The 25,184-nt window shown below is 52.7% G+C and carries 23 protein-coding genes and 2 pseudogenes; 11 read left to right on the forward strand and 14 right to left on the reverse strand.

What is annotated here, in order from left to right; genetic code table 11:
* Positions 1 to 47: 47 nt before the first annotated feature.
* Positions 48 to 650, forward strand: a complete 603-nt coding sequence (locus H6G13_RS08480) for an SRPBCC family protein (protein ID WP_242028192.1) — start codon at positions 48 to 50, stop codon at positions 648 to 650.
* Between the two features lie 106 nt (positions 651 to 756).
* Here H6G13_RS08480 and H6G13_RS08485 read toward each other — a convergent pair whose 3' ends face one another.
* The 5 genes from H6G13_RS08485 to H6G13_RS08505 all read right to left on the reverse strand — a co-directional run bounded on the left by H6G13_RS08485 (position 757) and on the right by H6G13_RS08505 (position 6,022).
* The gene (locus H6G13_RS08485; RefSeq protein ID WP_190482688.1) at positions 757 to 1,419 is read right to left on the reverse strand and encodes a class I SAM-dependent methyltransferase; all 663 of its coding nucleotides are present in this window, start codon (positions 1,417 to 1,419) and stop codon (positions 757 to 759) included.
* A gap of 74 nt (positions 1,420 to 1,493) precedes the next feature.
* A complete protein-coding gene (locus H6G13_RS08490; RefSeq protein ID WP_190482689.1) occupies positions 1,494 to 2,048 on the reverse strand; it encodes a plasmid pRiA4b ORF-3 family protein in 555 nt (184 codons plus the stop codon).
* Positions 2,049 to 2,213: 165 nt separating this feature from the next.
* Positions 2,214 to 3,728: an alpha-amylase gene (locus H6G13_RS08495; RefSeq protein WP_190482690.1), complete on the reverse strand. Its 1,515-nt coding sequence runs from the start codon at positions 3,726 to 3,728 to the stop codon at positions 2,214 to 2,216.
* Between the two features lie 139 nt (positions 3,729 to 3,867).
* The gene (locus tag H6G13_RS08500) at positions 3,868 to 5,055 is read right to left on the reverse strand and encodes a low temperature requirement protein A (RefSeq protein ID WP_190482691.1); all 1,188 of its coding nucleotides are present in this window, start codon (positions 5,053 to 5,055) and stop codon (positions 3,868 to 3,870) included.
* Between the two features lie 265 nt (positions 5,056 to 5,320).
* Positions 5,321 to 6,022, reverse strand: coding sequence for a pirin family protein (locus H6G13_RS08505; RefSeq protein WP_190482692.1), 702 nt, complete (start codon positions 6,020 to 6,022; stop codon positions 5,321 to 5,323).
* 149 nt (positions 6,023 to 6,171) lie between these two features.
* Here H6G13_RS08505 and H6G13_RS08510 point away from each other — a divergent pair, with 149 nt between their 5' ends.
* A complete protein-coding gene (locus H6G13_RS08510) occupies positions 6,172 to 7,083 on the forward strand; it encodes a LysR family transcriptional regulator (protein WP_190482693.1) in 912 nt (303 codons plus the stop codon).
* A gap of 294 nt (positions 7,084 to 7,377) precedes the next feature.
* Complete coding sequence (locus tag H6G13_RS08515) at positions 7,378 to 8,415, forward strand: PTPA-CTERM sorting domain-containing protein (protein WP_190482694.1); 1,038 nt, start codon at positions 7,378 to 7,380, stop codon at positions 8,413 to 8,415.
* Between the two features lie 73 nt (positions 8,416 to 8,488).
* Here the strand turns inward: H6G13_RS08515 and H6G13_RS08520 are convergent, their stop codons facing one another.
* The 3 genes from H6G13_RS08520 to H6G13_RS08530 form a co-directional block, all read right to left on the reverse strand.
* A complete protein-coding gene (locus tag H6G13_RS08520) occupies positions 8,489 to 9,886 on the reverse strand; it encodes an LCP family protein (protein ID WP_190482952.1) in 1,398 nt (465 codons plus the stop codon).
* A gap of 219 nt (positions 9,887 to 10,105) precedes the next feature.
* Positions 10,106 to 10,465 (reverse strand): hypothetical protein, encoded by a 360-nt coding sequence (locus H6G13_RS08525; RefSeq protein WP_190482695.1) that lies wholly within the window; start codon positions 10,463 to 10,465, stop codon positions 10,106 to 10,108.
* A gap of 80 nt (positions 10,466 to 10,545) precedes the next feature.
* Positions 10,546 to 11,817, reverse strand: a complete 1,272-nt coding sequence (locus tag H6G13_RS08530; RefSeq protein ID WP_190482696.1) for an ABC transporter substrate-binding protein — start codon at positions 11,815 to 11,817, stop codon at positions 10,546 to 10,548.
* 99 nt (positions 11,818 to 11,916) lie between these two features.
* Between H6G13_RS08530 and H6G13_RS08535 the strand changes: the two genes are divergently transcribed.
* Complete coding sequence (locus H6G13_RS08535) at positions 11,917 to 12,975, forward strand: DUF3616 domain-containing protein (RefSeq protein WP_190482697.1); 1,059 nt, start codon at positions 11,917 to 11,919, stop codon at positions 12,973 to 12,975.
* 110 nt (positions 12,976 to 13,085) lie between these two features.
* A pseudogene (locus H6G13_RS08540) lies at positions 13,086 to 14,051 on the forward strand (aldo/keto reductase).
* 43 nt (positions 14,052 to 14,094) lie between these two features.
* On the opposite strand, the gene H6G13_RS08545 reads toward H6G13_RS08540, so the two are convergent.
* Both H6G13_RS08545 and H6G13_RS08550 read right to left on the reverse strand, forming a co-directional pair.
* Positions 14,095 to 14,625 carry a hypothetical protein gene (locus tag H6G13_RS08545; RefSeq protein WP_190482698.1) on the reverse strand — a complete coding sequence of 177 codons (531 nt, stop codon included), beginning with the start codon at positions 14,623 to 14,625 and terminating at the stop codon, positions 14,095 to 14,097.
* Positions 14,626 to 14,938: 313 nt separating this feature from the next.
* Complete coding sequence (locus tag H6G13_RS08550; protein ID WP_190482699.1) at positions 14,939 to 15,673, reverse strand: SDR family oxidoreductase; 735 nt, start codon at positions 15,671 to 15,673, stop codon at positions 14,939 to 14,941.
* Positions 15,674 to 15,796: 123 nt separating this feature from the next.
* Here H6G13_RS08550 and H6G13_RS08555 point away from each other — a divergent pair.
* Together H6G13_RS08555 and H6G13_RS08560 are read left to right on the forward strand one after the other, a co-directional pair.
* Positions 15,797 to 16,137: pseudogene (locus tag H6G13_RS08555) on the forward strand (winged helix-turn-helix transcriptional regulator).
* Positions 16,138 to 16,822: 685 nt separating this feature from the next.
* Entirely contained in the window at positions 16,823 to 17,113 is a 291-nt protein-coding gene (locus tag H6G13_RS08560) for a hypothetical protein (RefSeq protein WP_190482700.1), read from the forward strand.
* On the opposite strand, the gene H6G13_RS08565 is transcribed toward H6G13_RS08560, so the two are convergent.
* Entirely contained in the window at positions 17,086 to 17,310 is a 225-nt protein-coding gene (locus H6G13_RS08565; protein ID WP_190482701.1) for a hypothetical protein, read from the reverse strand. The genes H6G13_RS08560 and H6G13_RS08565 overlap by 28 nt on opposite strands.
* Before the next feature lie 95 nt (positions 17,311 to 17,405).
* A complete protein-coding gene (locus H6G13_RS08570; protein ID WP_190482702.1) occupies positions 17,406 to 18,023 on the reverse strand; it encodes a hypothetical protein in 618 nt (205 codons plus the stop codon).
* Between the two features lie 307 nt (positions 18,024 to 18,330).
* Between H6G13_RS08570 and H6G13_RS08575 the strand changes: the two genes are divergently transcribed.
* The 4 genes from H6G13_RS08575 to H6G13_RS08590 all read left to right on the forward strand — a co-directional run bounded on the left by H6G13_RS08575 (position 18,331) and on the right by H6G13_RS08590 (position 24,090).
* Positions 18,331 to 19,815: a TldD/PmbA family protein gene (locus H6G13_RS08575; RefSeq protein ID WP_190482703.1), complete on the forward strand. Its 1,485-nt coding sequence runs from the start codon at positions 18,331 to 18,333 to the stop codon at positions 19,813 to 19,815.
* A gap of 54 nt (positions 19,816 to 19,869) precedes the next feature.
* A complete protein-coding gene (locus tag H6G13_RS08580; RefSeq protein WP_190482704.1) occupies positions 19,870 to 21,213 on the forward strand; it encodes a TldD/PmbA family protein in 1,344 nt (447 codons plus the stop codon).
* 265 nt (positions 21,214 to 21,478) lie between these two features.
* The gene (locus H6G13_RS08585; protein ID WP_206756516.1) at positions 21,479 to 22,369 is read left to right on the forward strand and encodes an alpha/beta hydrolase; all 891 of its coding nucleotides are present in this window, start codon (positions 21,479 to 21,481) and stop codon (positions 22,367 to 22,369) included.
* A gap of 188 nt (positions 22,370 to 22,557) precedes the next feature.
* A complete protein-coding gene (locus H6G13_RS08590; RefSeq protein ID WP_190482705.1) occupies positions 22,558 to 24,090 on the forward strand; it encodes an AAA family ATPase in 1,533 nt (510 codons plus the stop codon).
* Between the two features lie 19 nt (positions 24,091 to 24,109).
* Here H6G13_RS08590 and H6G13_RS08595 read toward each other — a convergent pair whose 3' ends face one another.
* Complete coding sequence (locus H6G13_RS08595) at positions 24,110 to 24,403, reverse strand: hypothetical protein (protein WP_190482706.1); 294 nt, start codon at positions 24,401 to 24,403, stop codon at positions 24,110 to 24,112.
* Positions 24,404 to 24,560: 157 nt separating this feature from the next.
* Positions 24,561 to 25,154: a DUF3177 family protein gene (locus H6G13_RS08600; protein WP_190482707.1), complete on the reverse strand. Its 594-nt coding sequence runs from the start codon at positions 25,152 to 25,154 to the stop codon at positions 24,561 to 24,563.
* Between the last annotated feature and the right edge of the window lie 30 nt (positions 25,155 to 25,184).

Genomic DNA, 25,184 nt, shown 5'->3' on the forward strand with positions numbered 1-25,184 from the left:
GTGGATGCTAGGCAACGTTACTCACCCAACGCGCTTAAAATGGTCCTATGAGCCAACATCCTACCAACACCGACCGCTCAGTTCCCATCGAGCTCTCCGTAGCTGACCCGCTGGCCAATGTGCCCACGGGAAGTACGATGCAGGTTGCTCTGGGAGAGGTTGAGATTTTTACCCAAAAGCTAGAAGGACGGCAGCGACGTATCACGGCTGCTATCCACATTCCTTCGGGCCTGGATCAGGTCTGGCAGGTACTCACTGATTACGAGCACTTGGCTGACTTCATTCCCAATTTGACTCAGAGCAAGCGGCTGCCTCACCCAGCGGGCGGCATTCGGCTAGAGCAGATTGGGGCTCAGTGCTTCCTTAATATCAAGTTCTGCGCTCGAGTCGTGCTAGACATGGCCGAACGCTTTCCCCAGGAACTAAGCTTTTCTATGGTGGAGGGAGACTTCCGCCAGTTTGAAGGGGCTTGGAAGCTAGAGCCGATCTCTTTGGCCGAAGGTGAAGCGACGCGGCTGGTGTACGACCTGAAGGTGCTGCCGCCCCGAGCCATGCCCGCCGGACTGATCGAGCGGCACATCCGCCACAACCTATCAGAGAATCTGACGGCAATCCGCGATCGCACCGTGCAGCTATTTGCGATCGCATAACTCCCTTCCATTTCTAAAACGCAGCCCTCTATAGAGACGCGGTCAGACAGCCCTAGCAGACATGCCTGGTTCAACGCGTCTCCACGTTTAAGGGGTTACTAACGGGTCACGACGACGGCACTAGAGGTTTTTGCCGTTCGGCAATCACCGCGTAGAAAGGATCAGCCCCACCCATACCCAGCATTTGCAGGAAGGGGGGCACTGAGGACTGTTGAGAAATCACCTCAGGCGTGCCAAACCCCGGCACCGACTGAAAATACTGCTTCACCAATTCCACCCGCTGGGCCTCCGACCCCTCTCGCCAAGCTGCGATCGCTTTTTGGTAAAACATTCGGTTGGAAAAGCTGAAAATAGCAATTCCCCCCGGCTTGAGAATTCGGTAGACCTCAGCAAACACCTGCTCGGGATACTGCAAGTATTGGACAGAAACCGTATTCAAAACGGCATCAAAGGACTGATCTTCGAGAGGAAGCTGGGGGTTTTCGTTGAGGTTCTGCAGAAAGTAGTGGTTGAGCCGAGGATTCTTAGCCAGCTCTTCTTCATTCAAGCCGTGGCCCTCAACCCACTCAAAATCCACTCCATCGGGCAGGTGAGAAACCCAGCTGCTCATCATGTCGAAGATCCGGCTACCGGGCCGCAGCCGCTGCCGGTACAGATCGGTAAGCTGCTGAATAAACCCATCGTCTACGTGGGTAACAAAGCGAGGATAGTCGTAAAAGAGCGTGTCGCTAGACGAGTCTAGCTTGGCGCGCTGTTCGGGATGCAGCATGGGTTAACCAGATCAATGACGGCTTTTCTTTGAGTGTAAACAAAGATTAAGCCAGTGACATCGCCATTGAGGGGTCAGGCAAACCATTCGGCCAACTGCTGATTCACGTCTTTCGAATCGAAGTGTTCGGGATTGAAGCTCTCACCCGCCTGCTGCCAAAGGGCGTCATACTCTGGATCTTCGGGGTCGTTAAGGCGCTCTAGAAACTCCTCATAGCCCCAGACACCGCCGCTTTTTTCGGGTGGACAGGCCCGTTCGCCATCGATGCAGCAGAGGGCGGCCTGCTCCGGTTGCTCCAGCACTTCGTTGAGTTCTAAGCGGTGTAGCCAGCCCTCAGCCGGGTCATAGGTGTAGAAACAGGGCTGGGGATCAAAGGAGAAGATTTCGGTAAGTGCGATCGCACCTTCATCCTCAACTGCAGATCCAGCAGAGGCCTGACCGTACCGTTTGTCGTTGACCTTAAAGAAATGGGGATACTGGTCCTTCCAGCCCATGACCGATTGAAGCACTGTATGAAGCTGCTCAAGCGTGAATCGGGCCGGCACCTGGAAGCATCGCCAGATAGGCGGGTAGCTGTCTACCAGTTCAACATAGAACTGATAGAGGATTTCAGCCGAGGTATTGTTCATGGAGCGTTGGGATGACTCTAGGGGGTGGAAGGCGAAAGGGAAGGCAAAAGGCAGAAGGTAGGAATCTTTGGGTGTTTGCCTGAAAGCTTTTCTTAACAGCTAAGGTCTTTTATGGCTACCTTGGCCTTCTGTTGTGCTGCCCTAGCCATTTTACCGTGACTGGTTCTATGGAATGGCTGTGATCAGTTTGGTTAGGAAGTTGTCTTCCTGCACCCAGACTGAAACAGAGCCGCCCTGACAACGAAATTCGCCCCAGCCGTCAGCGTTAGTATCAATGGGAGTTGGGATGTGGCCTGTCATATCTATGAAGCGGGTGTTGGGTTTGCCAACTTCCATCCATTTTGAGCCCTCAGCACCATTGCTCATAACTACTGCTAAAGCGCGAGGATTGGCCGCATTACCCAGGCGAGTCCAACCGATGGTGTTGGGGTGATCAAAGTAGTCGTACTGTGGCCCGTAGGCGTAGTACTGTCGGGCGGAGAGCAGCTTGTCTAAAATTGGTTTAAAGCAGGGCATATGGATGGCATATTCGTTGCCATCTTTGCCTTTATCTGTGTAGTCGGCCCCATAGTAGTCGGCATAAAAAATGCACGGATAGCCTTCCTGGCGTAGCAGGATGAGGGCGTAGGCTAGGGGCTTAAACCAGGGTTCCACAGGAGACTCTAGCGCCTGCAGAGGTTGGGAATCGTGGTTTTCTACAAAGGTTACCGCATGGGTAGGGCGGTGCTGCATCACTGTGCCTTCTAGGATCTGGCGCAGGTCGTAGTGGGAGCCTTCTTTGCTAGCCCGGTAGAAGCTGTAGTGGAGACACACGTCAAAGACCGACATTCTGCTGCCCACGGCGTCTATGTACCAGAGCAGAGTGTTGAGATCTGGCACCCAATACTCTCCCACTACAAAGAGGTCTTTACCTACGTGCTGCTCTAGGGCGTCGAGCCAGTTTGGGAAAAACCAGGCTGAGATGTGCTTAATGGCGTCTAGTCGAAATCCGTCTACCCCAGTGGTGTCGAGATACCACTTGCCCCAATCGGTAATTTCGCGGCGCACCCCCTCATTCTGAAAATCAAGATCACAGCCCATGAGGTAAGAAAAGTTGCCCTTCTCCAGGGCGACGTAATCATCGAACTGCTTGCCTTCTACCAGGTAAACGGTGCTGCGATCGTCTGGGTTTGTGGCGTTGTAGTCAACAGCATCGAAGTGGTGCCAGTGCCATTCAAACTGGGAGTATTTTCCCTGACGACCAGGAAAATTGTAGTAGGTGTAGCTCTCGATCTCGTGCAGTTCCCCTTTAGGATGGAGCCGATCGCCTTGCCAGAAAGGAGTTGCTCGAAAGGTTTCCTTGGCATCACCGCCCATTTTGTGGTTCAGCACAGTGTCGGCATAAACCTGGATCTCATTTTTCTGTAGGGCTTTTATTGCCTCTAGATACTGTTCGCGGGTGCCATACTTCGTGCGAACGCTGTCTTTCTGGTCAAATTCGCCCAAATCATATAGGTCATAGACCCCATAGCCAACATCGTATCCGCCGCTAAGACCTTTATAGGCAGGCGGTAGCCAGAGGGCTGTAAAACCGACATCAGCCAAATCCTTCGCAGCTTTGTTAACTTCACTCCAAAGGGTACCATCGGCGGGAGTGTACCAGTGGAAGTACTGCATCATGACGCCGTTGCTTTGTGCCACGATCTGCCGACCTCTGTTGAATGCAATAGCGGAGACAATACCGTGAATTATTGCCTGACGTGGATCAGAACGGTTTAATTAGAGAGCTTTTCTTTAGCTTTCCTCAGACTGAGTAACGGGCGTTGAATTGAGTGCTCACTTAGCCTTGTTTTACAGCAAGTTGGGGAGCCCGTCGCCACAGGTCAAGCCCGACTTGAATGGCACAAATAAGGGTGAGAATAGCCACCAGATTAAGGGATGAAATCTGGCTTCCGCTTACTGCAAGTAGAAGAATCAGAGCGGCAGCAGTTAATCGATAGGTGCTGAGCACCCTGCGGAATCGAGGCGTACCCAAAGTGCAGGTCATCCAATGAATGCCCGCTAAGACGGAAAGGGAAAGTGCGATCGCACCACACAACAGCCACCGCTCCGCTGTTTCCGGCGGCATTCCAGGGCCATTTTCGATCATTCGCCCTACCCCCACACCAGCAGCCGTAAGGCTAGCCGCCAGCGGTAAGTGCGCATAGAGCCAGGTCAACCCGATGGTCATTTGACCTCGCTTCATAGACTGCAGAGGAGATCCGTCAGCAGAGTCGAAGTAGAGCCACCAGAGACTAAAAGCCAGGCTCAAACCTAAAAAAGCGGTCAAGCCCGCTTCAAAGCTCCACTGCAGTTCCTCCAAGCCATTGACCACAGCAATAATAGATTCTCCCAGCACAATGATAGTGAATAGGCCAATTCGCTCTGGAATGTGGGTCAGGCTAGGGGGAATCAGCACTACCAACTTCCTTGCTGTTAAAGGAGTGCCGAGGTCAACCAACATACCTACCGCCCAGAGCACATAGCGCCAGGGCACCGGCACAAATATGGAGGCAAGCCAAAGCATGACACTACTGCCAAAGCCCAGAGCATAACGAGTGGTTAAGCCACGCGCTTCGGCAATAAAGTGCCCAGCAATTAAGTACTGCACCACCAGCAAGCCTCGAAAGAGGACATAGCAGAGGGCAAATCCAACTGAACCGTCTTCCAATCCGTGGTGGGCGTTGACCGCCATCGCTGCCACAATTCCCATTTGCAGAAAGGTGAGCAGCCGGTCAGGAATAGCATCATTGTCAAAGCGGGTGGCGTAGAAGGTTGCCCCTACCCAGCACCACCAGATGGCAAAAAAGAACAGCGCAAAACTCATTAGGCCCCCACCTGACAGGTGATCCCTCAGGTAGTGAGCCAACTCTCCAATGGCCGCTACAAAGACCAGGTCATAAAACAGCTCCAGCCAAGTTGCCCGCCGTTCTTCTGATTCTTCTCCATCCCGTCGCAGGGTCGGGGGTTGCCACAGGGCTCTCAACATCGAGTTCACCTTGATAGCTGGGCTATTGGGCCGTTTCTATAGGTCAGTCAGTTAGAATACCGCTTCTACAATGAAACAGAGCTAAGAGCACTGTCAGTATTTTGGAGTACCAAAAATCCTCTGTTCTCTTATCCCCGCTTTTCCTTTAGCAGTCTTATCAGATTAACTTTTCAGCAGCGGCTCTTTCTAGGACTTGAGGTGGCTTCTGTCAACGTTGGTTGCCCCAAGGTGAAGCCTGAACAAGCAGACTCCACCTTGGAGGAGATTAGGCTGCCATGTCGAACAGCAGCACTTCAGCTTCGGTGGCGGCAGCCAAGGTCAGGACCTCTGAATGGGTGACAGCGGCCCCATCCCCTGCCGTAAGAGTGTAGCCATTGAGATCAATGGTTCCTCGCGCTACCTGCAGCCAGGCAACTCGCCCCTGCCGCAGCGCATGGTCTACAGCCTCACCCTCCTGCAACGAAGTGGCATAGAGATTCACGTCTTGGTGAATGGTGACTGAGCCTTCTCGACCGTCGCGAGAGCCTACCAGCCGCAGCTTACCCTGCTTCTCTTCAGAGGAGAAATGGGTTTGCTCATAACCGGGTTCAATGCCGCTCTGATCCGGCAAAATCCAGATCTGCAGAAAGTGAACCGGGTCGGTTTTGGAGGCGTTGTACTCGCTGTGGAGAATGCCAGTGCCTGCCGACATCCGCTGCACATCGCCAGGGCGAATGATGGAACCATTGCCGATGTTGTCTTTGTGCTCCAGGGCTCCCTCAAGGACGTAGGAAATAATTTCCATGTCTCGGTGGCCGTGAGTACCAAATCCTTGGCTAGGAGAGACTTTGTCCTCGTTAATCACTCGCAGGGTGGCAAAGCCCATGTGATTGGGGTCGTAGTAGTTACCGAAAGAAAATGTGTGGCGACTGTCTAACCAACCAAAATTCGCCGCACCTCTTTCATTTGCCGGACGAATCGTGATCATGGGAAACCTCCTAACGTGTATTTGCGGAAGATCGTTCATAGCTTGGAACCAACCGCATAGTCCTAGAATAGATTGAATCTAAATAAAAGACAATACTCTATAATGGAAACAGTTTGTCTCTTATTCGGAAGCAATAAACAGGTTTAGCGATGGACAGGTTTGAAAGCATGCGGGCCTTTACCCGAGTGGTAGAAGCTGGAGGATTTGCGGCAGCAGCGCGCGAGATAGGGCTGACGCGATCGGCCGTTAACAAACTGGTGATGAACCTAGAAAATGACTTAGGGGTGCAGTTGTTGCACCGCACTACCCGCAAGGTCACCCCAACGGATACCGGAATTGCTTTCTACGAACGTTGCGTGGCTATTTTGGCGGACTTAGAAGAAGCTGAGCTAGCCGTTACCCAACTGCATGAAGAACCCAAAGGGACGCTTCGCATCAATGCTCCCATGAGCTTTGGCACGCTGCACTTGGCTCCTCTGGTAGCAGACTTTTTGGGGCAGTATCCAGACTTGCGGATTGAGCTGGTGCTGAGCGATCGCATTATTGACCCCATCGAAGAAGGCTTTGACATCACCGTGCGAATTGCCCAGCCCCCAGAATCTGCCCACCTCATTGTCCATGAACTGGCACAGGCTCCAATGGTCATTTGTGGGTCCCCGAGCTATCTGGCACAAAAAGGCATTCCCAACCACCCGCAGGATCTCAAACACCACAACTGCCTGCATTATGGCCACATTGCCTCGACCAACTACTGGCAATTGATAGGCCCAGATGGAGAGCACCAAGTCAAAGTCCACGGTCCCCTATGTTCAAATAATGGGGAAGTTCTACGAGATGCCGCCATTAAAGGGCAAGGACTGGTGCTCCTACCCATATTTATCGTCGGTAACGAGCTACAGCAAGCCATTCTCAAGCCTGTTTTAGAAAAATATTACGCTCCCAAACTTTCTATTTCCATTCTCTACCCCGTCAACCGGCATCTCTCGACTAAAGTGACCCTCTTTACCGAGTTCCTAAGTCACTCCATCAAAAATAATCCTCTACTTCAAGCACAGAAGTAGCCCAACAGCATGCCTTGACCGGCCTTTGAGAATAAACAGAGAGCCTTTGTGCCCCTACAAGACATGCTCAGGCCTCAGTTCCTATTTTCCAGCTTTGACGAAATATTTACGAACTTCTTCAAGCCCAAATTTTTTGCATGAACCTTGTTCCCAAGAGTTGCCAGCGTTTCTAACACTTCGCTAAGTTAATACGTAATTCTACGGATATGGATCTTTTGTTTAGTTCCAGCAAATTTAGGAACATTGCCAAGGCTGGTCTAAAGGGAGATTAGTCTTGCCTGGGCAAAACCTGTTTTGCCGGATCTATTGCAAGCGTTTCCTACAGCTGGCTTCATACCAGGCTTGAGCATCTCCAAAGAACTAAGTGGGCGCATCCTACCTTCCCTCTCTTACGACCTACTTGAAATTATTGGAAGCTACAGGATGGTTAGGAAGCAACTTCTCAGCATGTTTTGCCTGAGTATTTTGAGCACAGGTGTCGGGCTGGTATTTTTTTCAGAGATAGCTCTAGCAGTAGCTAATGACGCTCCCCAGAACGGAGCTCAAGATTACAGAACAGGCTCTCCAACGAATGGCTCCAGGGAGAGCTCAAGCAACCTAGTTGGCCAACCCTTTACTGTTGCCAGTGAGGACATTACCCTAGAGAGTTTTTCATTCCGGATTCGTGGCAGTTTTAATAACTCCCAACCGATGTCATTCACTGCCTATGTGAGCGAGTGGACTGCTGCGGGTCCTACTGGCGAAATCCTGCACACAAGCACCATTCAAACTAAAGCTGCGGATGAGAAATCTGAGCAGTTTAGCTTTGCCGCCAACATGCTTGAGTTAAAGGCAAACAAAAGTTATGTCGTGTTTGTGACAGTGAATGACTTTGGTGGTAGCACCAGCTTAGAGATTGAAAACGTAGAGTTCAAAGCTTCACGTAAGTCGACCGGTGGCAGCGGTGGTGGCGGTGGCGGTGGCGGCGGTGGCAAAAGCCTTCAAGCAATAACGACTCTAGCCAGTCCCCTCATCGGTTATCTGTTGAGCTCTAGCAGCCCCAACAGGAGTTCCCAATCATTAAAGGCAACTGTCTCAGAGACAGTTGCCCGTGGTTCTTCACCAAACTCGAAGACTGAACCTGAAGGGCCACAAACGCCTAACCCAGAGAATCCTTCTGTAGGGAAGAACCCCAAGGATCCAACCCCCGATCCAACCCCCGATCCAGCCCCAAATCCAACCCCAGATTCAAGGGCTGTTCCCACACCGGCTTTGCTCCCAGGATTAATTGGCATGGGGGCTAAACTTTGGACGAAGCGAAAAGCGGAAGCGCTGGAACCAGGTAGTAACTAGCATTTGGCCAACATCTATGCCAACTGGCTAAGAAACCTACAGACTTCTTGACCAGTTGGCTACCAAACCTAGATCAAAGCCGGTTGCCGTGCTCGTCAAGCCAGTCTTTGCCCAGCTGAATTGTTACATCCGAATCAAGAATGCCGGTGCTCTCGACCCGCACCTCTCCCACTCTCAAGAAGCGGTGCAGCATTTCTGCGCTGGCAACATCTCCCTGCTGAGCCAAGATGCGAGTGATCGGCAACTCATTATTCCAATCCTGATCGGTGTAGACGTTGGTGTAGCCGCTCTCGTACAGTGTGTCGATTAGAGCCTGAACAGCGACTGAATCTCCTGTGCTGTCTTGAATTGCAATCCGAACGTAGGAGGGATCGTGAACAGTAGAAGCGGTAGCCGCCCTAAAGCCGAAGTACTGATCGACCATGGAGTCGATCGCACTGTAGTCGGGTAGCCAGTAGCTCAGCTCAAAATCATCGGGATTGCTGAATTCACCTGGCAACATCAGCATCTGCACATTAGAGCGATTGGTTTGAGCACTGTAGCCTACCAGAGCTAGCAGCTCTTCTATGGTTAGGTTGGTATCAACATGCTCCTGAATCACCGACAAAATCTTCGGCATGCGGGCAATGGTAGCCGGGTTTAGGGTCTGCTCTACGACAGCCCGCATCATCATTTGCTGGCGCTGAATGCGGCCAATATCGCCTTTTTCATCGTAGCGGAAGCGCAGAAACTGAAGAGCCTGGTTGCCGTTGAGATGCTGTTCTCCGGCTTTGAGATTGATGTAGAGGTGCTGACTGTCATCTTGGTACTTCATGTCCTGGGGGACGTTGACAGTAACACCGCCTAGGGCATCAAACAGCTTCTCAACACCCTGCACATTAATTCGCACATAGCGATCGACGGCAACTCCGCCCAGCAAGTCGCTGACCGAAGACGCCGCCAAGGCCGGGCCTCCGTCTCGGTTAGCCTCGTTTAACTTGGTCAGACTGCCATTGATTTGGGTGCGGGTATCGCGGGGAAGTGAGAGGATGACGAGCTGCTCGGTCTGAGGATTAAACCGCAGCAGCAGCATAGTATCGCTAAGCCCTTCAAAGGAATTGACTAGGGCATGGTATCCCAAGTCTTGTAGCTCTGACGGCGCATCTTCAACATCTGAGCTGAGGACTTTGGTACCCAGCACCAGGATGTTCACTGGCCGGGTGAGCCGAGGCAAACGCAGATTGCTCCCAGTCGAGATCGGGTTACCTTGGCTAAAAATCTTAGCTTCTTCTGGGCTTAGCTGCCCCTGCATCAGCGGGGTGCTGGACAGAGACGTCGCTAACAGGGCTCCAGCTGTTGCTGAAATACTGGCAACCCCTGCCAGAGCAATACCCAAGCCAATCCACCGGGGAATACGTGCAGGCTTTTTCTGAAAACTTTGTTTAGATGGTTTGGGTGGAATAGGGCGGTTTGGGTTGTGTGTGGACACCAGATAACCTCAGATGTTGATCAGACAGGGGTACGTATTGGATCGGTAGGCCTTCACCCAGATTCTCATAGGTGCCATGAGCCGCTGAAATTATGGGCTACATTGGCGAAATGGTCAATTCCTAGGATTTTTAAGCAGCAGTTTAGCAGCTATTTCCGGAAGCAGATTAAGAAGTCTCTGGTTTATCAATTAATTTACGTTAAACCGCCTGCGCTCAAGGCTCTAGGGAAGACGATTACTCAACTGACTGATACCTGGCAGCTTGACCGGCTTGCCTTTTAGCAGGCGGATCATCAGCCAGAGATTGGTTGTAAAGTACCCAGTCGTTACTAGAGTGCTGCTGACCAGCAGCCGAAGCGAGAGAGAGGGCGCAAGCTGACCCCCCACACTGAGAATGCCAAAGGTCAACAGCCATCCTATAGCTAGGGTGACAACCAGGCGGCTAATAGCCTTTTCCTGGCGGCTGCCCTGCTTTAGATACAGGCTCCAGAGGGCTGGGAAGAAACCAAAAACAGGCACCAGATAGAGGAGCAGCTGCAGGCGCTCCAGGGTTTGGCTAGCGTCGGGATCGGATTTAGGCATGGGGAGACGGGTGGGGTTGAAGGGTGAGGTGGGGTTTTGGTGGGCAGGAACCCACTACCCCGGTTCCGCTTGAGCGTACCCTAGCGCCCTGCAAAAATTAAGGCAAGGCGCTTTTGGGAGGTTGTCAGAGCCGCTTCGGGAGGCTCTCCTAGAAGGCTGGCTTCGATGGCACGACCGAAGTTTTCAGACAGGTAAGTGTAGCCGGGAAGAATGGGTCGGGCTTTGGCCCACTGCATCTGGTCGAGAAATACGTTCAAGGTCGGGTTCTCGCGGATGAAGTCTTGGTAGGCTTGGCTCGCGCGCACCTTTACGTTGACCGGCAGGTAGCCAGTGGCCAGAGCCCATTCCTGCTGGAAGGTTTCGCTGAGGACGTACTCAAAAAAGGTCAGGGCAGCCCGGGTCTTTTCGGGGGTAGTTTGGCAGAGAAAGAGGTTTTCACCACCGACTACGGCAGCGGGCTGCTTGGCTACGGGAAAGGGCATTACGCCAAAGTCAATGCCTGCTGACTGCATTTGGGGCAGGTTCCAGGGGCCTGTGACTTGCATGGCCACCTTCCCAGCAATGAAGCTATCGGTTTCATAGCCTCGCTCGGGCGGCGAGAGGATAGCTGAGCCGTCTTGAATTAGGTCTTGAGCGAATTGGAGGGTTGCGATCGCACCCGCATTCACCAAGTCAGGCCGATCGGCCTGACTGATCCAGCCACCCGAGCTGTAGACAAAGGGCAGCCAGGCAAACACCGACCACTCGCCCTTCCCCAGTGACAGCCAGATGCCATGCTGATCGGCGCGACCGTCATTGTTTGTATCTTGGGTAAGCTGCCGAGCGGCTGCCCGCAGCTCCGGCCAGGTTTTGGGCAGCTCTGTAATGCCAGCAGCTTCAAACAGGCTGGGACGGTAGAAAATAGCTGCATTGTTGGTAGCAAAGGGAATCGACCAGAGATGCCCTTCTAGGCTCATGGTGTCGAACAGGGCTGGGTCGATCTGGGCCTTGAGAGGCGACTGATCCAACCAGTTCTCCAGCGGCTGAATTGCCTCTAGTTCAACCAGTTGCCCAGTGAGCTGAGGCACGTACCAGAGAATGTCTGGGGCGGCATTGCCGACAATGGCTGTGAGAATCTTGGGAATCTGCTGGTCGGGCTGCCCAACGTATAAAGACTCCACCTCAATATCAGGATGGGTCTGATTAAACTGAGCCACCAGAGATTGAAACACCTCGCGGTTAGCGGGAGGGCTAATGCCCTGCCAGAGCGTGAGATGTACCTGCTCAGGGGAAGCCGTTGGCTGCGTCTGACAGCCTGAGAGCAGCAGGACACAGGCCAGAGCCGAAAATAGCCAGCGACGCCATTTACCCATTTCGCGCGTTTTCTAACTTATTACTGAACTCTAGCAGGGCAAAAAGAGCCTTTCTCCCGGTTTGCTTCTAAAATCCGTCTATGGTTACGAGGAAATTCCATGGAACCGGCTAAACCAATCCGCCAGCTAACCTTGATCGTGCAAGAAACGGCCCAAGCCATTTTGCAGGATCTTTCTGCCGTGCGCTGCATTGGCGACCACATCTGGCTGGGCTCCGATGAGGGAACAGATCTGGAGCGGCTAACGCTAGAGGGCGACACCACCAGCGACCACCAGAGCATTCCCGTAGCCCGGTTCCTCGACCTGCCGGAGGGTGAAAGCAAAGAAATCGATATCGAAGGGCTGTCCTATGCCGACTATTACCTGTGGATTGTCGGCTCCCACAGTCTAAAGCGCAAAAAGCCCAAGCTAGACAGCTCCCATGAAGAAGCTTTGGCACGGCTACAGGTAATCACGCGGGAGGAAAATCGCTACCTGCTGGGCCGCATTCCGCTGGTAGACGGGCAGCTATATCGGGAATACCCCCATCCAGAAGATCCCAAGAAAATGCTCACTGCTGCCCAGCTCAAGCGCAAGCAGCAGGGCGGCAACCAGTTGACCCACTGCCTGCAAGCTGACCCGCACTTGGGGGCGTACTTGGCAGCAGCTATTCCCGGCAAGGAAAACGGCTTTGACATTGAAGGCGTGGCCGTGAAGGAGAATCGCGTCTTTCTGGGGCTGCGGGGGCCAGTTTTGAGAGGCTGGGCCGTTTTGCTAGAGCTGAGCCTTACAGACGATGGACCAGGTCTCTTGAAGATCAAGAAGCTGGAGGGCACGCAGCGCTACCGCAAGCATCTGCTGGATCTGCAGGGGTTGGGCATTCGCGATCTGTGCTGGGATGGCGACGACCTGCTGGTGCTGGCAGGCCCAACGATGGATCTCTCGGGCTTAGCTGAGGTCTTTCGCATTCCAAACGCAGTCGAGACATTGAGCCAGAACGCTTGCCTAAAACCGGAGCCCATTCTAGACCTCTTAGATAAGAGAGACAGCGACAAAGCTGAGGGCATTAGCCTGATGGCTGGTTCGCCGGGGTCAGTCCTTGTGGTCTATGATGCTCCTTCGGCAGAACGGCTAACTGATTACACCGTAATCGCCGATGTCTTCTCCCTTAACCAATAGCCAGGCTAAACCCAAAACGTTAAATTGTTTGTCAGGATGTAGCCAGCTACTGGGAAGCTGCCCAGGTGCAATTCCCAGCGGCTAAACGGCATTGAGGTCACTTTTTAGCTATGCAACCTCGCAAACTTGGCAATACAGATATTTCAATTACGCCTGTTGTGTTCGGCACATGGCAGGCGGGCAAACGAGGCTGGGTTGGCGTTGAAGATGAGCCGGTGATTTAGGCCATGCAGGCCGCTTTCGAGGCTGGCGTAACCACCTTTGATACGGCTGAGATCTACGGCGAGGGCTATTCCGAAGAACTAGTGGGCAAGGCATTGGCGGAGGTGCGCGATCGCATTATTCTCGCTACCAAAGTTTTTCCTAACCACCTCAAGGCCGACCAGGTAATCACTGCCTGCGAAGACTCCCTCAAGCGCCTCCAAACCGACTACATCGACCTCTACCAGATCCACTGGCCTGCCGGAGCCTTTAACAGCGAAGTTGTCCCGCTGGCCGAAACGATGGGCGCGTTGACCCAGCTCAAAGATCAGGGCAAGATCCGGGCGATTGGCGTGTCTAATTTTTCGCGATCGCAACTCCAAGAAGCGATGCAGTACGGGCCTATCGACAGCCTGCAACCGCCCTACTCTCTATTCTGGCGGCAGCTCGAACAAGAAACGCTGCCCTTCTGCGTTGAAAACAACATTACCGTTTTGGCCTACTCCTCCTTAGTCCAAGGCCTGCTGACCGGCAAGTTTAGCCCCGACCATGTCTTTCCCCAAGACGACATCCGCAGCAAAAACAAACTGTTTCAGGGAGAGCTGTACCAGAAAGCTCAGGCCGCTCTAGATCAGCTTCGCCCCCTAGCTGCAAAATATCAAACTACCCTGGGCAACCTGGCCCTGGCCTGGCTCATCGCCCAGCCCCAAACCTGTGCGATCGTCGGAGCTCGTAACCCCAAGCAGGCCCAAGAAAATGCCTTAGCAGCGGCGATTAACCTCTCAGCAGAAGACTTAGCTGAGATAGACACCATTAGCCACAGCGTTACGGAGCATCTAGATCAAGACCCAGTAATGTGGCGTTTTTCTGCTTAAGATAGCGATTATCTTTTTCAGGCTGCTCGCTCTACTAGCGCGTCTAGCTTAAACTGTTGGGTTGTTTTGAGGCGCTAGAGTCCTTAGAACAGGCTTTATAAGGCGGAAGGCTAGTGAGCCATTCATCCACCCGAATGACTCGCTTGTGTCCTGATGTCTCTTTGCCTTGCAACCCCAAAGCATTCTGCTTCCCGATCTCGATCTGAAGCGTTTGCCCCTTCGGATTTTGTGTCGTGCCACGCTCGTATACATCTATGAGTTCCGCACCGACAGCCAGTGGTGTATCCACGGTACAACGGTAGCGCCAGCCATAGTTGGGCAATTCCGTTCGGTAAAACTGCTGAACACGATGGGCTGCTCCTTGATCGATTTCAAATTGGGTGATCCGCTCCACATCGTTGGAGGGATGGAACACCTTGAGGGAGGTGGCCTCTGCTGGAATGGGAGGCTGCACATGAAATCGCCAGCGCCACTGCGGATCATTCGATAGGACAAGGACACTTAATCCAATGGCAATAAAGCTCAGTAGGCTAGCGATCCCAACCCAGGCCTTACGGAACCACATCTGTTTCATAAAGATTGTAGGCTAACGATTGCACTAATACATTCGTCAGTACTATTCCCCTTTCCTGATTGATGCAATTAGGATTTCTGGGAAAGGCTAACGGTGAAGTTGTGCGGCGGCAGATAACCTCGAACTCCCACCGATAACCTCTATACCGTCCGCACCAACGAGGTGTTAGGCGGCTTTAGCGAATATAGGGTTGCTCCAGACTCAAGCCTGAGATGACTTTGTAGTGCTTCACTGCCCCAATCCTCCATTTGCCCCGGTTACAAAAGCAATTGAATTTGCAACGTCCATGATCTCTCCTAAATAATTCAAAAGCCTACAAAATGCCGCCGTTCACTTGAATGGTCTGCCCGTTCACCCATCGGGCATTGTCAGAGGATAGGAAAGCAACCACATCAGCAATATCCGCCGGCTGTCCTAAGCGTCCTAGGGGAGTGGACTGAACTAATTCTTCCAGGGCATCCGCAGGCATAATTAATCCATCAGTGTTGGTCACTCCGGGTGAAACCAGATTCACCGTGATTCCCCGATGCCCTAATTCTTTAGATAGAGCAAAGCTAAATTGCTCGATCGCAGCTTTACTTGCAGCATACAACCCTCCTGTGGGAATGCTTTGCTTGGTTGCACCACTTGACAAACTAATGATGCGGCCACCATCGTTGATATGCTTTGCGGCTTCTTGTAGGGCAAAAAATGTTCCTTTAGCATTGGTGTTGAAGACTAAATCAAAATCGAATTCTGTAATGTCAGCCGTAAGTTTGTAGACCGATACACCAACGTTATTGACAACAATATCAAGCTGGCCAAACGTGTTGATAACTTGCTGGAAAAGGTTGCGAGTTTCTTCAATTTTGCTTATGTCTGATTGGATTGCGATTGCCTGTGTTCCATTTTTTTTGATCGTTTCGACAACGGCTTCCGCCTTCTCTCGACTCCCGGCATAGGTAATGGCAACACTCGCACCGTCACACCCTAACCGTTCGGCGATCGCCTGACCAATTCCTCGCGATGCACCTGTAACAAGTGCTACTTTTCCTGCCAACGACAGCATGTACAGCCTCCCCAATTCCCTAGAGGTGAGATTAAACCAATTATTAAGGTATACTCTCACTGTTTTTTTAGGAAGTACTTACTTTTTTGTAAGCTCTAATAAACTGGTAAGGAGGTAATTTTCATGCAATCAGAACAAACTGATGCTACAGTCTTTGTGCAAACCACCCTTAGTGTATTGGGTGGCAAATGGAAGCTTTTGATTTTATGGCACCTCAAGATGATGGAAAGCGTTACAGTGAATTGAAACGATTGATTCCTGCAATTAGCGAAAAAATGCTAATTCAGCAGCTTCGAGAGTTGGAAAAGGACACAATCATTAGCCGCAAAACCCTATCAGAGATGCCCCCTAAAGTTGAGTATTCCTTCACAGACTACGCCAGAACTCTCATACCTGTCTTTCAACCACTGTTCGATTGGGGGCAAACGCACTTTAAACGAATGAATATAGACAAATTAAGTTGATTTAATGAGGATTTTTATATCGATCTGTCTACTTAAAGCCTTGCGTTGCAAGATAGTCCGAATAAACCGATCTATGAAAGTAATCATAAGGCGGCATGATAACCACAGCCAGAAAATCAAGCCGCATAACAATTATTTAGAGGAAAATTTTCTGCCTAATACCCCTATAAGGGTGATTAGGTAGAATTCCGTCAGCCTAATACCCCTGTGGGGTGATTAGGTGGAAATTTGTCAGCCTAATCCTCCTGTAGGGGTGATTAGGTGGAAACTTTCTGCATAATATCCTGCCAATGTAGAGGAGTCGGAAACTTTAAGACTGTCTTTAATGTGCGATGGTCGTACATCCCTCAACTGTTAGGTTGCCCTCTCTCAGTAAGCCTTAACCAACAAAAAAGCGAGCTTCTTCAAGAAGCCCGCTTTTGGGTGTATCGGTTTTTACTTGAAATCGAGGATCAGATCGGCTAGTATCTTTCCTCATAGCTGTGTACAAGCAGCTTGTCTTCCCCCGAAAACTTGGTCTGCGGCACTGGCAAATGCTACCAACATCAACCAGCGCCTAACCCGTTGACAGAACACACCTGTCTCAGGGCTTTGCCTATTTTAGGTCGCTCTGTTAATTCAGCAATGTCAAGGGCTGCCATTTTTTCGGGGATTCCTACCCGTTGATTTCAAAGGAATCCCTGAAATGATTCAAATTCAATACTTTCTGTCGTCTCCCTACACCGAGACGACACGGCCTGCTGCGCGTCAAGTTCCTCTAGTGCAGCCTCGGCGCAGGCGCTTGCGTCTGTATCTAGTCGGCTCCAATGTCGATACCCGCAGCGCCATTGCCAGTCTCCACCATCTTGGCTATGCCGAGCAATTTGAGTGGAGCCACGTCATCGACATTCCCGAAAATGGCTTGTTCGTGCAGCCCGACCCTGGCGACGTGTTGCGCTATCTCCAGCGCTACCCCGCTCCCAGACCCCCTGTGTAGTTTCTATCAGGAATGGCATTGACTAAGGTGGGTAGGGCTCTGGGCATTGTCCAACCTACTCGTGCGTCTACCTCAAAATGTGGGTGGGTGCCGAGCCTTACACCCACCCTAGCCAAGTCGGTATTTGGGCGTAGACGCACTACTTCATTAAGGGGAGAGGTGCGATCGCATTTCCCCACCCCAATGCCGTTCTGCATAAGGTGCACTGTCGCCCTTTGCCCATCTTTTAGAAGCCTATGCTGTGACGGGCACACTTTGCTTTGCCCAGCCTACGAGATCCCAACTGTAAGCCTTACTTGCAGACTAAAGAGTCAAACACCGCTCTTGCATTTGTCTCTGCCTGCTCACCATTAGCCAATACCCAGGCAAAACGGTTTGTCCCGGCGTAGTCTACTGCAGCCAGATAACTCACCGACTGTAAAACTTGATCAGCGCTTCGAAAGGTACCTTCTTCGATCCGCACCGGGACTGTTTGACCACATAGAGGCAGATTTTCGGTTCGCTGAGTTTCCGCCGTATACTCTCCTTCCTGGGACATGCTTTCCTGAAAAGAGTCCAACATAGACGTTTGAGCAGCCTCATCCTGCAAGTAGGCAGGCAGTCTACCCACTGTCAGCAAAACTCCAGGCGGGTCTTGCGCATCTGCTACCTGCGCCAGCTCCACCCCCATTACATTCATGTTGAGCAGCCCTCTCGTCTCCCCTGGAATTTCGTACTCAAAGAGTTCTTGGGCCTGCTGCTCTACGTTCTCAGGATCGATTGAGAAATTTAATGCTCGGCTGAAGAAAACTGTCAATACAACTATCGACAAAACAGAGAGCCCCAGACATCCACCACAGCCAAGAGCAAGCCACTTCCAAGTACCATTGCTCTTGGCTGCAGAAGGCTGAGTCGGTTCAAAGTCCTGCATGATTTTCCCTCAGGTTTGTCAGGGCCTATGCCCTCAATTTTGATACAGCTACAGTCAAGGAATAAAGAATTCCACAATCTTCAAAACAAAATAGGCCCATAGCAAACAGGCCCAAAACAAACCTGCCCAAAGCAAACCAATTCAAACTAAACAGGCCCAAAGCAAACCAATTCAAACTAGACAGGCCCAAAGCAAGCAGACTGACTGCCACTGGCGCGGGTATGGCCTCTGCTCCCCCGGGCCACAAAGCCTTTTGTTAGACTAGAAGGGCATGATTTGCGATACCCCTACTGGCGTAATACTTGGCATGACGGTTGCAACCTCGCCTCTAAACCTGCTTCGCACTCAAGAAATTCCCAACCTGCAGTACAGCGCTACCCGTGAGCGGTTTGATGCTTCCTGGGAGGCCCCTCTCTCTACATTGTTGGGGCTAGGTCGGGCAGCAGGTGCCGATTTTGTTGAGTTCTTTTTGGAGCGCAATAACTACATTAGCTGTCTCGCTGAAGACGATGCGATTACCAGCATTTCTCCTCGCCTGACAACGGGAGCAGGAGTGCGCGTCTTTCGCGGCAAGGCTGACTGCTACGTTAGCACCAACGACCTCTCCTTTAGTGGATTAAAAGCCGCCCTAGAAAAAGGGCTGTCGATTATGGGGCTATCTTTGCCCGGCCCAACCGCCCATATTCCTGAGATCAATCTGGAGATGCTGCGGGACTACGCCACTGTTCGAGGCAAAGAAGCCTGGCTGGCAGCCTGTAGCTCCATGCAGGAAATGGGCGATGTGCTGCTGTCTGCCAATGGAGCTTTGGCGCAGAAGGCAAGCCACGTTCAAGCCCGCCGCGCTGCCTACTTTAGAGACTGGCAGGAGGTTCTAGTAGCCTCTAGCGACGGCACCTTTGCCCGTGATATCCGCCTGACTCAGTCAGTAGGTTTCAACCTACTCTGTGCCGATGGTGAACACCGCGCCTCTATTGGTCAGCGAGATGGCAACACCAGCGATCCAGCCTTTCTGCGAACCTGGAATTACCAAGACACCGCCGCTGCCGTCTCTGAGTCGGCAGGCAAGATGCTCTATGCCGACTATGTAGAGTCGGGGTCTTACCCAATTATCATGGCCAACCATTTTGGCGGCGTGATTTTCCATGAGGCCTGCGGCCACCTGCTAGAAACCACGCAGATTGAGCGGGGCACAACCCCCTTCATGGACAAAAAAGGCGAAAAGATTGCCCACGAGAGCCTAACTGCCTGGGATGAGGGGCTATCTGAGGATGAGTTTGGCACTATCGACATGGATGACGAGGGCATGCCTGCTCAGCGCACCCTGCTGATTGAAAACGGCATTCTCAAAAACTTCCTGTCGGATCGGGCTGGCTCTATGCGTACAGGTCATCCCCGCACCGGCAGCGGTCGCCGCCAGGGCTATACCTATGCGGCGGCTTCTCGCATGCGCAACACCTACATTGCCCCTGGTGACTACAGCCTTGAGCAGCTATTTGCCTCGGTTGAGAAAGGCATTTACTGCAAAAAGATGGGCGGCGGTAGCGTTGGCCCAACTGGCCAGTTTAACTTTGCCGTCGATGAAGCCTACCTGATTGAAAACGGCCAGATCACAAAGCCGCTGAAAGGAGCCACTCTGATTGGAGAGGCCAAGGAGATCATGCAAAAGATTTCTATGTGCTCGAACGATCTGGGCCTAGCGCCGGGCTTTTGCGGCTCGGTGAGCGGCAGCATTTATGTGACCGTAGGCCAGCCGCACCTAAAGGTCGATTCGATCACTGTGGGTGGACGGTAACTCCCCAGAAATTTATTGCCTGAAAAGCACAAGAATAGCTATAAGAAGAAGCTCATGCCGACTGTTCAAGATATTGCGGCCTACGCTGAAACCAGTGCCAAGAAACTGGGCATTCACAAGTACGATGTCTACGGGTCTTCGGTCGATGAGACCAGTGTGCAAGTAGACAAGGGCGAGCCCAAACAGGTAAAAGCGTCTAACCGCTCCAGCGTGATTGTGCGGGTATGGAGTGACCAGGGTTTGTTAGGCGTCACCAGCACCACAGACGTTGACCCAGCTGGGCTGGAACTGGCGCTGAAAACGGCTCAGGAAGCCGCTGCCTTTGGCGCTAAAGAAAACATTCCTGACTTTAGCCCGGAGGCGACTGTGCCAACGACAGAGGTGCAGGTAGATAACCTACCGCCTGCTCCAGTATCAGACTTGATCGAGGGGCTGGTGGGATTGGAAAAGCGATTGCTGGAGGCACACCCTGCGATCGCAAGTGTGCCCTACAACGGGCTAGCCCAGCGCGACATTGACCGCTTCTACCTCAATAGCGAAGGAGCGCTGCGCCATGAAAACCGCTCCTATGCTTCGGTCTACCTCTACAGCAAGACTGAGCAGGAAGGCCGCAAGCCTCGTTCTGCTGGGGCCATGCGAATTAACCGGGGACTGCAAAACCTAGACCTGGAAGGCTGCTTAAAAGAGGCGACTGAAAAGACCCTCAGCCATCTGGACTACCAGAAGATTGCCACCGGCAAATACCGCATTGTCTTCTCGGCAGAGGCTTTTTTGAGCCTGCTCGGGGCTTTTTCCAACCTGTATAACGCCCAGAGTATTTTGGATCGGCGCAGTTTGGCGACCCCAGAATCACTGGGCACACAGATTGCCTCGTCGCTACTCTCTGTCTTTGACGATGCCCTCCACCCTGAGAACATCGGTGCTGAAACCTTTGATGGGGAAGGCACACCGACCCGCCGGGTGCCCATCATCGCTGAGGGGGTGCTGACTCAGTTCCTTCACAGTGCGGGCACCGCTAAGCGAATGGGAGCTTCTCCAACAGGCCACGCTGACATTGGCGCTAAAGTCTCTATCAGCCCCAGTTTCTACCACGTAATGCCCGGTCAAAGTGACAGCAACGGCTTTAGCCTAGAGACGGCAGACAACGTGATTTTGATCGACGATTTGCAGGCTCTCCACGCCGGGGTGAATGCGCTACAGGGGTCTTTTTCCCTGCCCTTTGATGGCTGGCTAATTCGCCAAGGTGAGCGCATCAGCATCGAGTCGGCTACCGTGGCCGGAGATTTTCGGGAGGTGCTGAAATCGATCATTCATGTCGAACCTGAGGCTGAAGTTACCCCTGGCGGCATTTGCCCCCGGATCTGGGTGGATGAGCTTTCTGTTACGGGAGAGGCTTAACCTCAGAGGGAAATAGCACGTCCAGGCTGAAACTACGAGAACCGTAGATTGGCTTGAGCATAGTGAAACCCAACAGCTTCAGGGGATGTTGGGTCGCGCTGCGCTTGACGCCAACCTACCGGAGTGATTTTTAGAGTGGTATTAAGGAACCCAGGCTGACTCAGCGGTGGGTTCCTTTTGCTGTAGGCGTTTTCCGCTGATCTGCCCACGGCTTTAAAGAACAGTCGATATAGTGAAGGTGAAGTACCTATGGGGCATCGGACAAATGGCCGTGTCTATGATGACCGAAGTGCAGCACCGCTTCATTGAAACCAACGGGATTCGCCTGCATTATGTGACGCGGGGGGAAGGGCCCCTGCTGCTCTTACTCCACGGATTTCCGGAATTTTGGTATTCCTGGCGGCACCAGATTCCTGAGTTTGCTCAAGATTACACCGTGGTGGCTTTGGACCTGCGGGGCTACAACGACAGCGACAAGCCCGAAGGCGTAGACGCCTACCGCATGCCGGAACTGGTGAAGGACATTGCGGGCGTAATTCGGGGGCTGGGGTATGAGCGCTGTGTGCTGGCAGGACACGACTGGGGCGGTGCGATCGCATGGGCCTTTGCCTATGAGTATCCCGAACTGCTAGAAGCCCTGATTGTGCTCAACATTCCCCATCCGGCTCGGTTTAGGGCGGGTTTGCAGATGCCCCAGCAGCTCCTAAAGAGTTCCTACATCGGCTTTTTCCAGCTGCCCGTCCTGCCCGAACTGGTGATCCAGGCTGGAGACTATGCGGCACTCACCTACGCCTTTCGAGGCATGGCCGTTCGCAAAGACACCTTTTCTGACGAAGACATTGCGACTTACAAAGAGGCCGCGTCGAAGCCAGGGGCGTTAACCGCCATGCTCAACTACTATCGGGCAATTCCCAGTTCACCCTTCTTTCAAAAGTCTTGGGGCATTTTAGAGGTGCCCACGCTGATGATTTGGGGAGAGGAAGACACCGCTCTCAGCAAAGAACTCAGCATGCAGACCGAACAATATGTGAGCGATTTCCACCTGCGCTATATCCCCAACTGCAGCCACTGGGTGCAGCAGGAGCAACCTGAGCAGGTTAACCGCTACATGCGAGAGTTTTTGGCATTAGAGCGACGACTGCACGGGCAGGCTTAGATCTACCAATTTGCTACGGGCTGCTAGTTAGAGAGGGCATCGCTGCCAGTTTGGAAGGAGGACGGCCAAAGTCTTTACGCCCTACCATCGGGAATGCGAAGGCCTGCTCCTGTAGCTGTAGCTGAGGTGGCCTGATGGACGCGCCTGCGATCTTGGGCACCTTAGATGCTACTTTCCCCTAAGCACCCATGTCTTTTGCTGCCAGCGTACGGCATTTCCAGACCCTGGTTCTGGCCTTTCATCCGGCAATTGTAATTGAAACGGTTGAGGAGGAGCGGGTTCATACCCTCATCACCAAAGCCTGCAACGAGCTGCAGATCTCGGTGTTCGAGTGGAGTGTTGCCCAGGGGCTGGTGCGATCGCAAGGCAACCTGCACAACCGCTGGCAAAACGAATACGCCCCACCCAACACTCAGCGGCCTCAGCCGATCGAGCAAACAGCTGATCCGCTAGACATGCTAAGGCACATCCAAAGCATGAGCTGTCGGGGCATCTACTGGCTCAAAGACTTTGCTGAACACCTGAAAGATGCAACCGTCGCCCGCCAGTTTCGAGAGGTCGCCGACCAGTTTGCCTACAACCAGTCCACCCTAGTAATCACAGGCGATGATGTAGCCCTACCGGCCTCCATTGCCCACGACGTAATTTACTTCGACGTTAAGCTGCCAGAGCCCGACGAACTGTACCAGACCATTTCAGAAGTGGTGCGATCGCTCAAGGGCAAAGTCAAAGTCGAACTCACCCCCGAAGACATCCATGCCTTGGTGCAGGCAATGCAGGGCATGACCCTAAAGCAGGCCCGCAAAGTCATTGCCTACGCCGCTCTGTACGATGGCAAGCTCAATGCGGAAGACATCAAGCGAGTTTTAGAACGCAAGGTGCGCATTCTCCATGAGGAGGGGCTGCTGGACTATTTTCCGCCAGAGACCAACGTGGCCCAGCTAGGGGGCTTTGAAGGGCTCAAGCAATGGCTAGCCTGTGCCAAAGTCGGCTTTACTCCCCAAGCCAAAGCCTTTAACCTACCCGCTCCTAAAGGTATCTTGATCGTCGGCATTCAGGGCTGCGGCAAATCCCTCGCGGCCAAGACTATTGCCCGCGAGTGGAGCCTGCCCTTACTCAAGCTCGATGCTGGGCGGCTCTACGACAAATACGTGGGCGAGTCGGAGAAAAACTTTCGGCGGGCCATCACCCTGGCTGAAACAATGGCCCCTTGCGTACTGTGGATTGACGAAATCGAGAAAAGCATGGGCCAGTCGGGCAGCGATGCCGATGGCGGCCTGAGTCGTCGCCTGTTTGGCTACTTTCTCACCTGGCTGCAGGAAAAATCCCAAGAGATCTTTGTCGTCGCCACTGCCAACGACCTCGCCCAACTGCCGTCCGAACTGCTGCGAAAAGGCCGCTTTGACGAAATCTTTTTCGTCGATCTGCCCGAGGCTCCAGAACGGCAATCGATTTTGCACATTCACCTGACCCGACACCAGCAGCAGCCTTTGCGGTTTGACCTAGCAGCTCTAGTCCAAGCCACCGATGGCTTCAGCGGAGCCGAAATCGAGCAGGTGATTATCTCAGCCATCTACCGCGCCATTTACGAGAAACGCCCCGTCGATACGACCCTGATCATAGACGAGGTCAAGCGCACAGTGCCCCTATCTGTCTGCCGCCGCGAAGATATTCAGCGCCTACGCACCTTTGCCCAATCTCGTTTTGTCAGCGTAAAATAAGCCGCCCAGACACGCCAGACTAAATGCCTAGATCTGCCAAAACAGCCTGAAACGCCTCCCAACTCACCCCCTGCTCCAAATACTGAGGGTTGCTGGGGTTGTAAGGCCCTAGCAGTCGATCAATGGAGCTAATCACAGCCTCCTCCGGCAACACCGGCACATCTGGGTCAAAGGCAGTAGGCCGCATCAAAGAACTGGAGAAACCCCGAAACACCAAGATCTGATCTGCCTCACCTGCAACTTCAGCAGCGACCAGTAGAACTTCCTGTGGCCGCTTCAGAGTGTATTGTTCCAAGCGTTTCCCAGCATCCATAAACCGCGTCTTAAATAATTGCGCCCTACTTAAGCGTTCTTCTGACCCTTGAGCCAGGCTCTTACACCCCTAACCCCTTCTCATTTCTAGGCACAGGCCCATACACCCCTACCAAAACCCCTTCCGCCCTTATACCCTCTACCCTTTTGCCTTCCCCTTAATTAATCGCCTGCCGCCCCTGCTTACCCAGGCGCACAAAAACAAACCAGGCCAGAGTCAGCATATAAATAATCAGGCCGACAATACCGAAAAAGCCTAAAAACCCGTTGGTGTAGTTGGCGTGTAGAAACTCCTTATAGAGTAGGGGAGCTTCTAGCCATGCCTGACAGCTAGCAGAGGCCAGCCGCGCATTAGAGAAGGCGCAGGGTAGATAGGTCAGGGAAATGGCGGTGCCAATGATGCCATAGAGAGTGACGGCCCAACGCCAAGAGTTAAACGTCAATTTCAGAGCACTATCGGGCTGCTCTCGGATTTCCTCATTGAGATCCACCCAAAACCAGAGACCAACAGGAATTAAAATCCGCGCCATGACCGCCGAGACGAAGCTGATGCTAAAACCGCCGATCATCAGGTAGATCGTAATCATCAGCAGACTGGACACTTTCCAGTAGATCGTCAGCAAATGCTGGATAGCTGTATTTCGCTTGTAAGCCGCCCAAATTAGCAGCACCAGCGGAAAAGAGACGAGAAACAGCACTGCTAGCCGATAGTCGGTCCAGACCAGGGATCGCAGTATTAGAGGGTCCAGCATGATAGGTTTTGACTCGCTTGTCGAACGGGC

The organism is Pseudanabaena sp. FACHB-2040, from assembly GCF_014696715.1.
In the GTDB taxonomy this organism is placed as follows: Bacteria; Cyanobacteriota; Cyanobacteriia; order Phormidesmidales; family Phormidesmidaceae; genus JACVSF01.

What these genes read in the sequence shown, in the direction of transcription:
- H6G13_RS08510 (WP_190482693.1), top strand. Translation starts at nt 6,172, where the DNA reads ATGGACAGGTTTGAAAGCATGCGGGCCTTTACCCGAGTGGTAGAAGCT.
- H6G13_RS08575 (WP_190482703.1), top strand. Translation starts at nt 18,331, where the DNA reads ATGACGGTTGCAACCTCGCCTCTAAACCTGCTTCGCACTCAAGAAATT.
- H6G13_RS08570 (WP_190482702.1), bottom strand. Translation starts at nt 18,023, where the DNA reads ATGCAGGACTTTGAACCGACTCAGCCTTCTGCAGCCAAGAGCAATGGT.
- H6G13_RS08590 (WP_190482705.1), top strand. Translation starts at nt 22,558, where the DNA reads ATGTCTTTTGCTGCCAGCGTACGGCATTTCCAGACCCTGGTTCTGGCC.
- H6G13_RS08530 (WP_190482696.1), bottom strand. Translation starts at nt 11,817, where the DNA reads ATGGGTAAATGGCGTCGCTGGCTATTTTCGGCTCTGGCCTGTGTCCTG.
- H6G13_RS08560 (WP_190482700.1), top strand. Translation starts at nt 16,823, where the DNA reads ATGATTCAAATTCAATACTTTCTGTCGTCTCCCTACACCGAGACGACA.
- H6G13_RS08535 (WP_190482697.1), top strand. Translation starts at nt 11,917, where the DNA reads ATGGAACCGGCTAAACCAATCCGCCAGCTAACCTTGATCGTGCAAGAA.
- H6G13_RS08505 (WP_190482692.1), bottom strand. Translation starts at nt 6,022, where the DNA reads ATGATCACGATTCGTCCGGCAAATGAAAGAGGTGCGGCGAATTTTGGT.
- H6G13_RS08490 (WP_190482689.1), bottom strand. Translation starts at nt 2,048, where the DNA reads ATGAACAATACCTCGGCTGAAATCCTCTATCAGTTCTATGTTGAACTG.
- H6G13_RS08595 (WP_190482706.1), bottom strand. Translation starts at nt 24,403, where the DNA reads ATGGATGCTGGGAAACGCTTGGAACAATACACTCTGAAGCGGCCACAG.
- H6G13_RS08550 (WP_190482699.1), bottom strand. Translation starts at nt 15,673, where the DNA reads ATGCTGTCGTTGGCAGGAAAAGTAGCACTTGTTACAGGTGCATCGCGA.
- H6G13_RS08580 (WP_190482704.1), top strand. Translation starts at nt 19,870, where the DNA reads ATGCCGACTGTTCAAGATATTGCGGCCTACGCTGAAACCAGTGCCAAG.
- H6G13_RS08600 (WP_190482707.1), bottom strand. Translation starts at nt 25,154, where the DNA reads ATGCTGGACCCTCTAATACTGCGATCCCTGGTCTGGACCGACTATCGG.
- H6G13_RS08545 (WP_190482698.1), bottom strand. Translation starts at nt 14,625, where the DNA reads ATGAAACAGATGTGGTTCCGTAAGGCCTGGGTTGGGATCGCTAGCCTA.
- H6G13_RS08480 (WP_242028192.1), top strand. Translation starts at nt 48, where the DNA reads ATGAGCCAACATCCTACCAACACCGACCGCTCAGTTCCCATCGAGCTC.
- H6G13_RS08565 (WP_190482701.1), bottom strand. Translation starts at nt 17,310, where the DNA reads ATGCAGAACGGCATTGGGGTGGGGAAATGCGATCGCACCTCTCCCCTT.
- H6G13_RS08585 (WP_206756516.1), top strand. Translation starts at nt 21,479, where the DNA reads ATGGCCGTGTCTATGATGACCGAAGTGCAGCACCGCTTCATTGAAACC.
- H6G13_RS08525 (WP_190482695.1), bottom strand. Translation starts at nt 10,465, where the DNA reads ATGCCTAAATCCGATCCCGACGCTAGCCAAACCCTGGAGCGCCTGCAG.
- H6G13_RS08500 (WP_190482691.1), bottom strand. Translation starts at nt 5,055, where the DNA reads ATGTTGAGAGCCCTGTGGCAACCCCCGACCCTGCGACGGGATGGAGAA.
- H6G13_RS08485 (WP_190482688.1), bottom strand. Translation starts at nt 1,419, where the DNA reads ATGCTGCATCCCGAACAGCGCGCCAAGCTAGACTCGTCTAGCGACACG.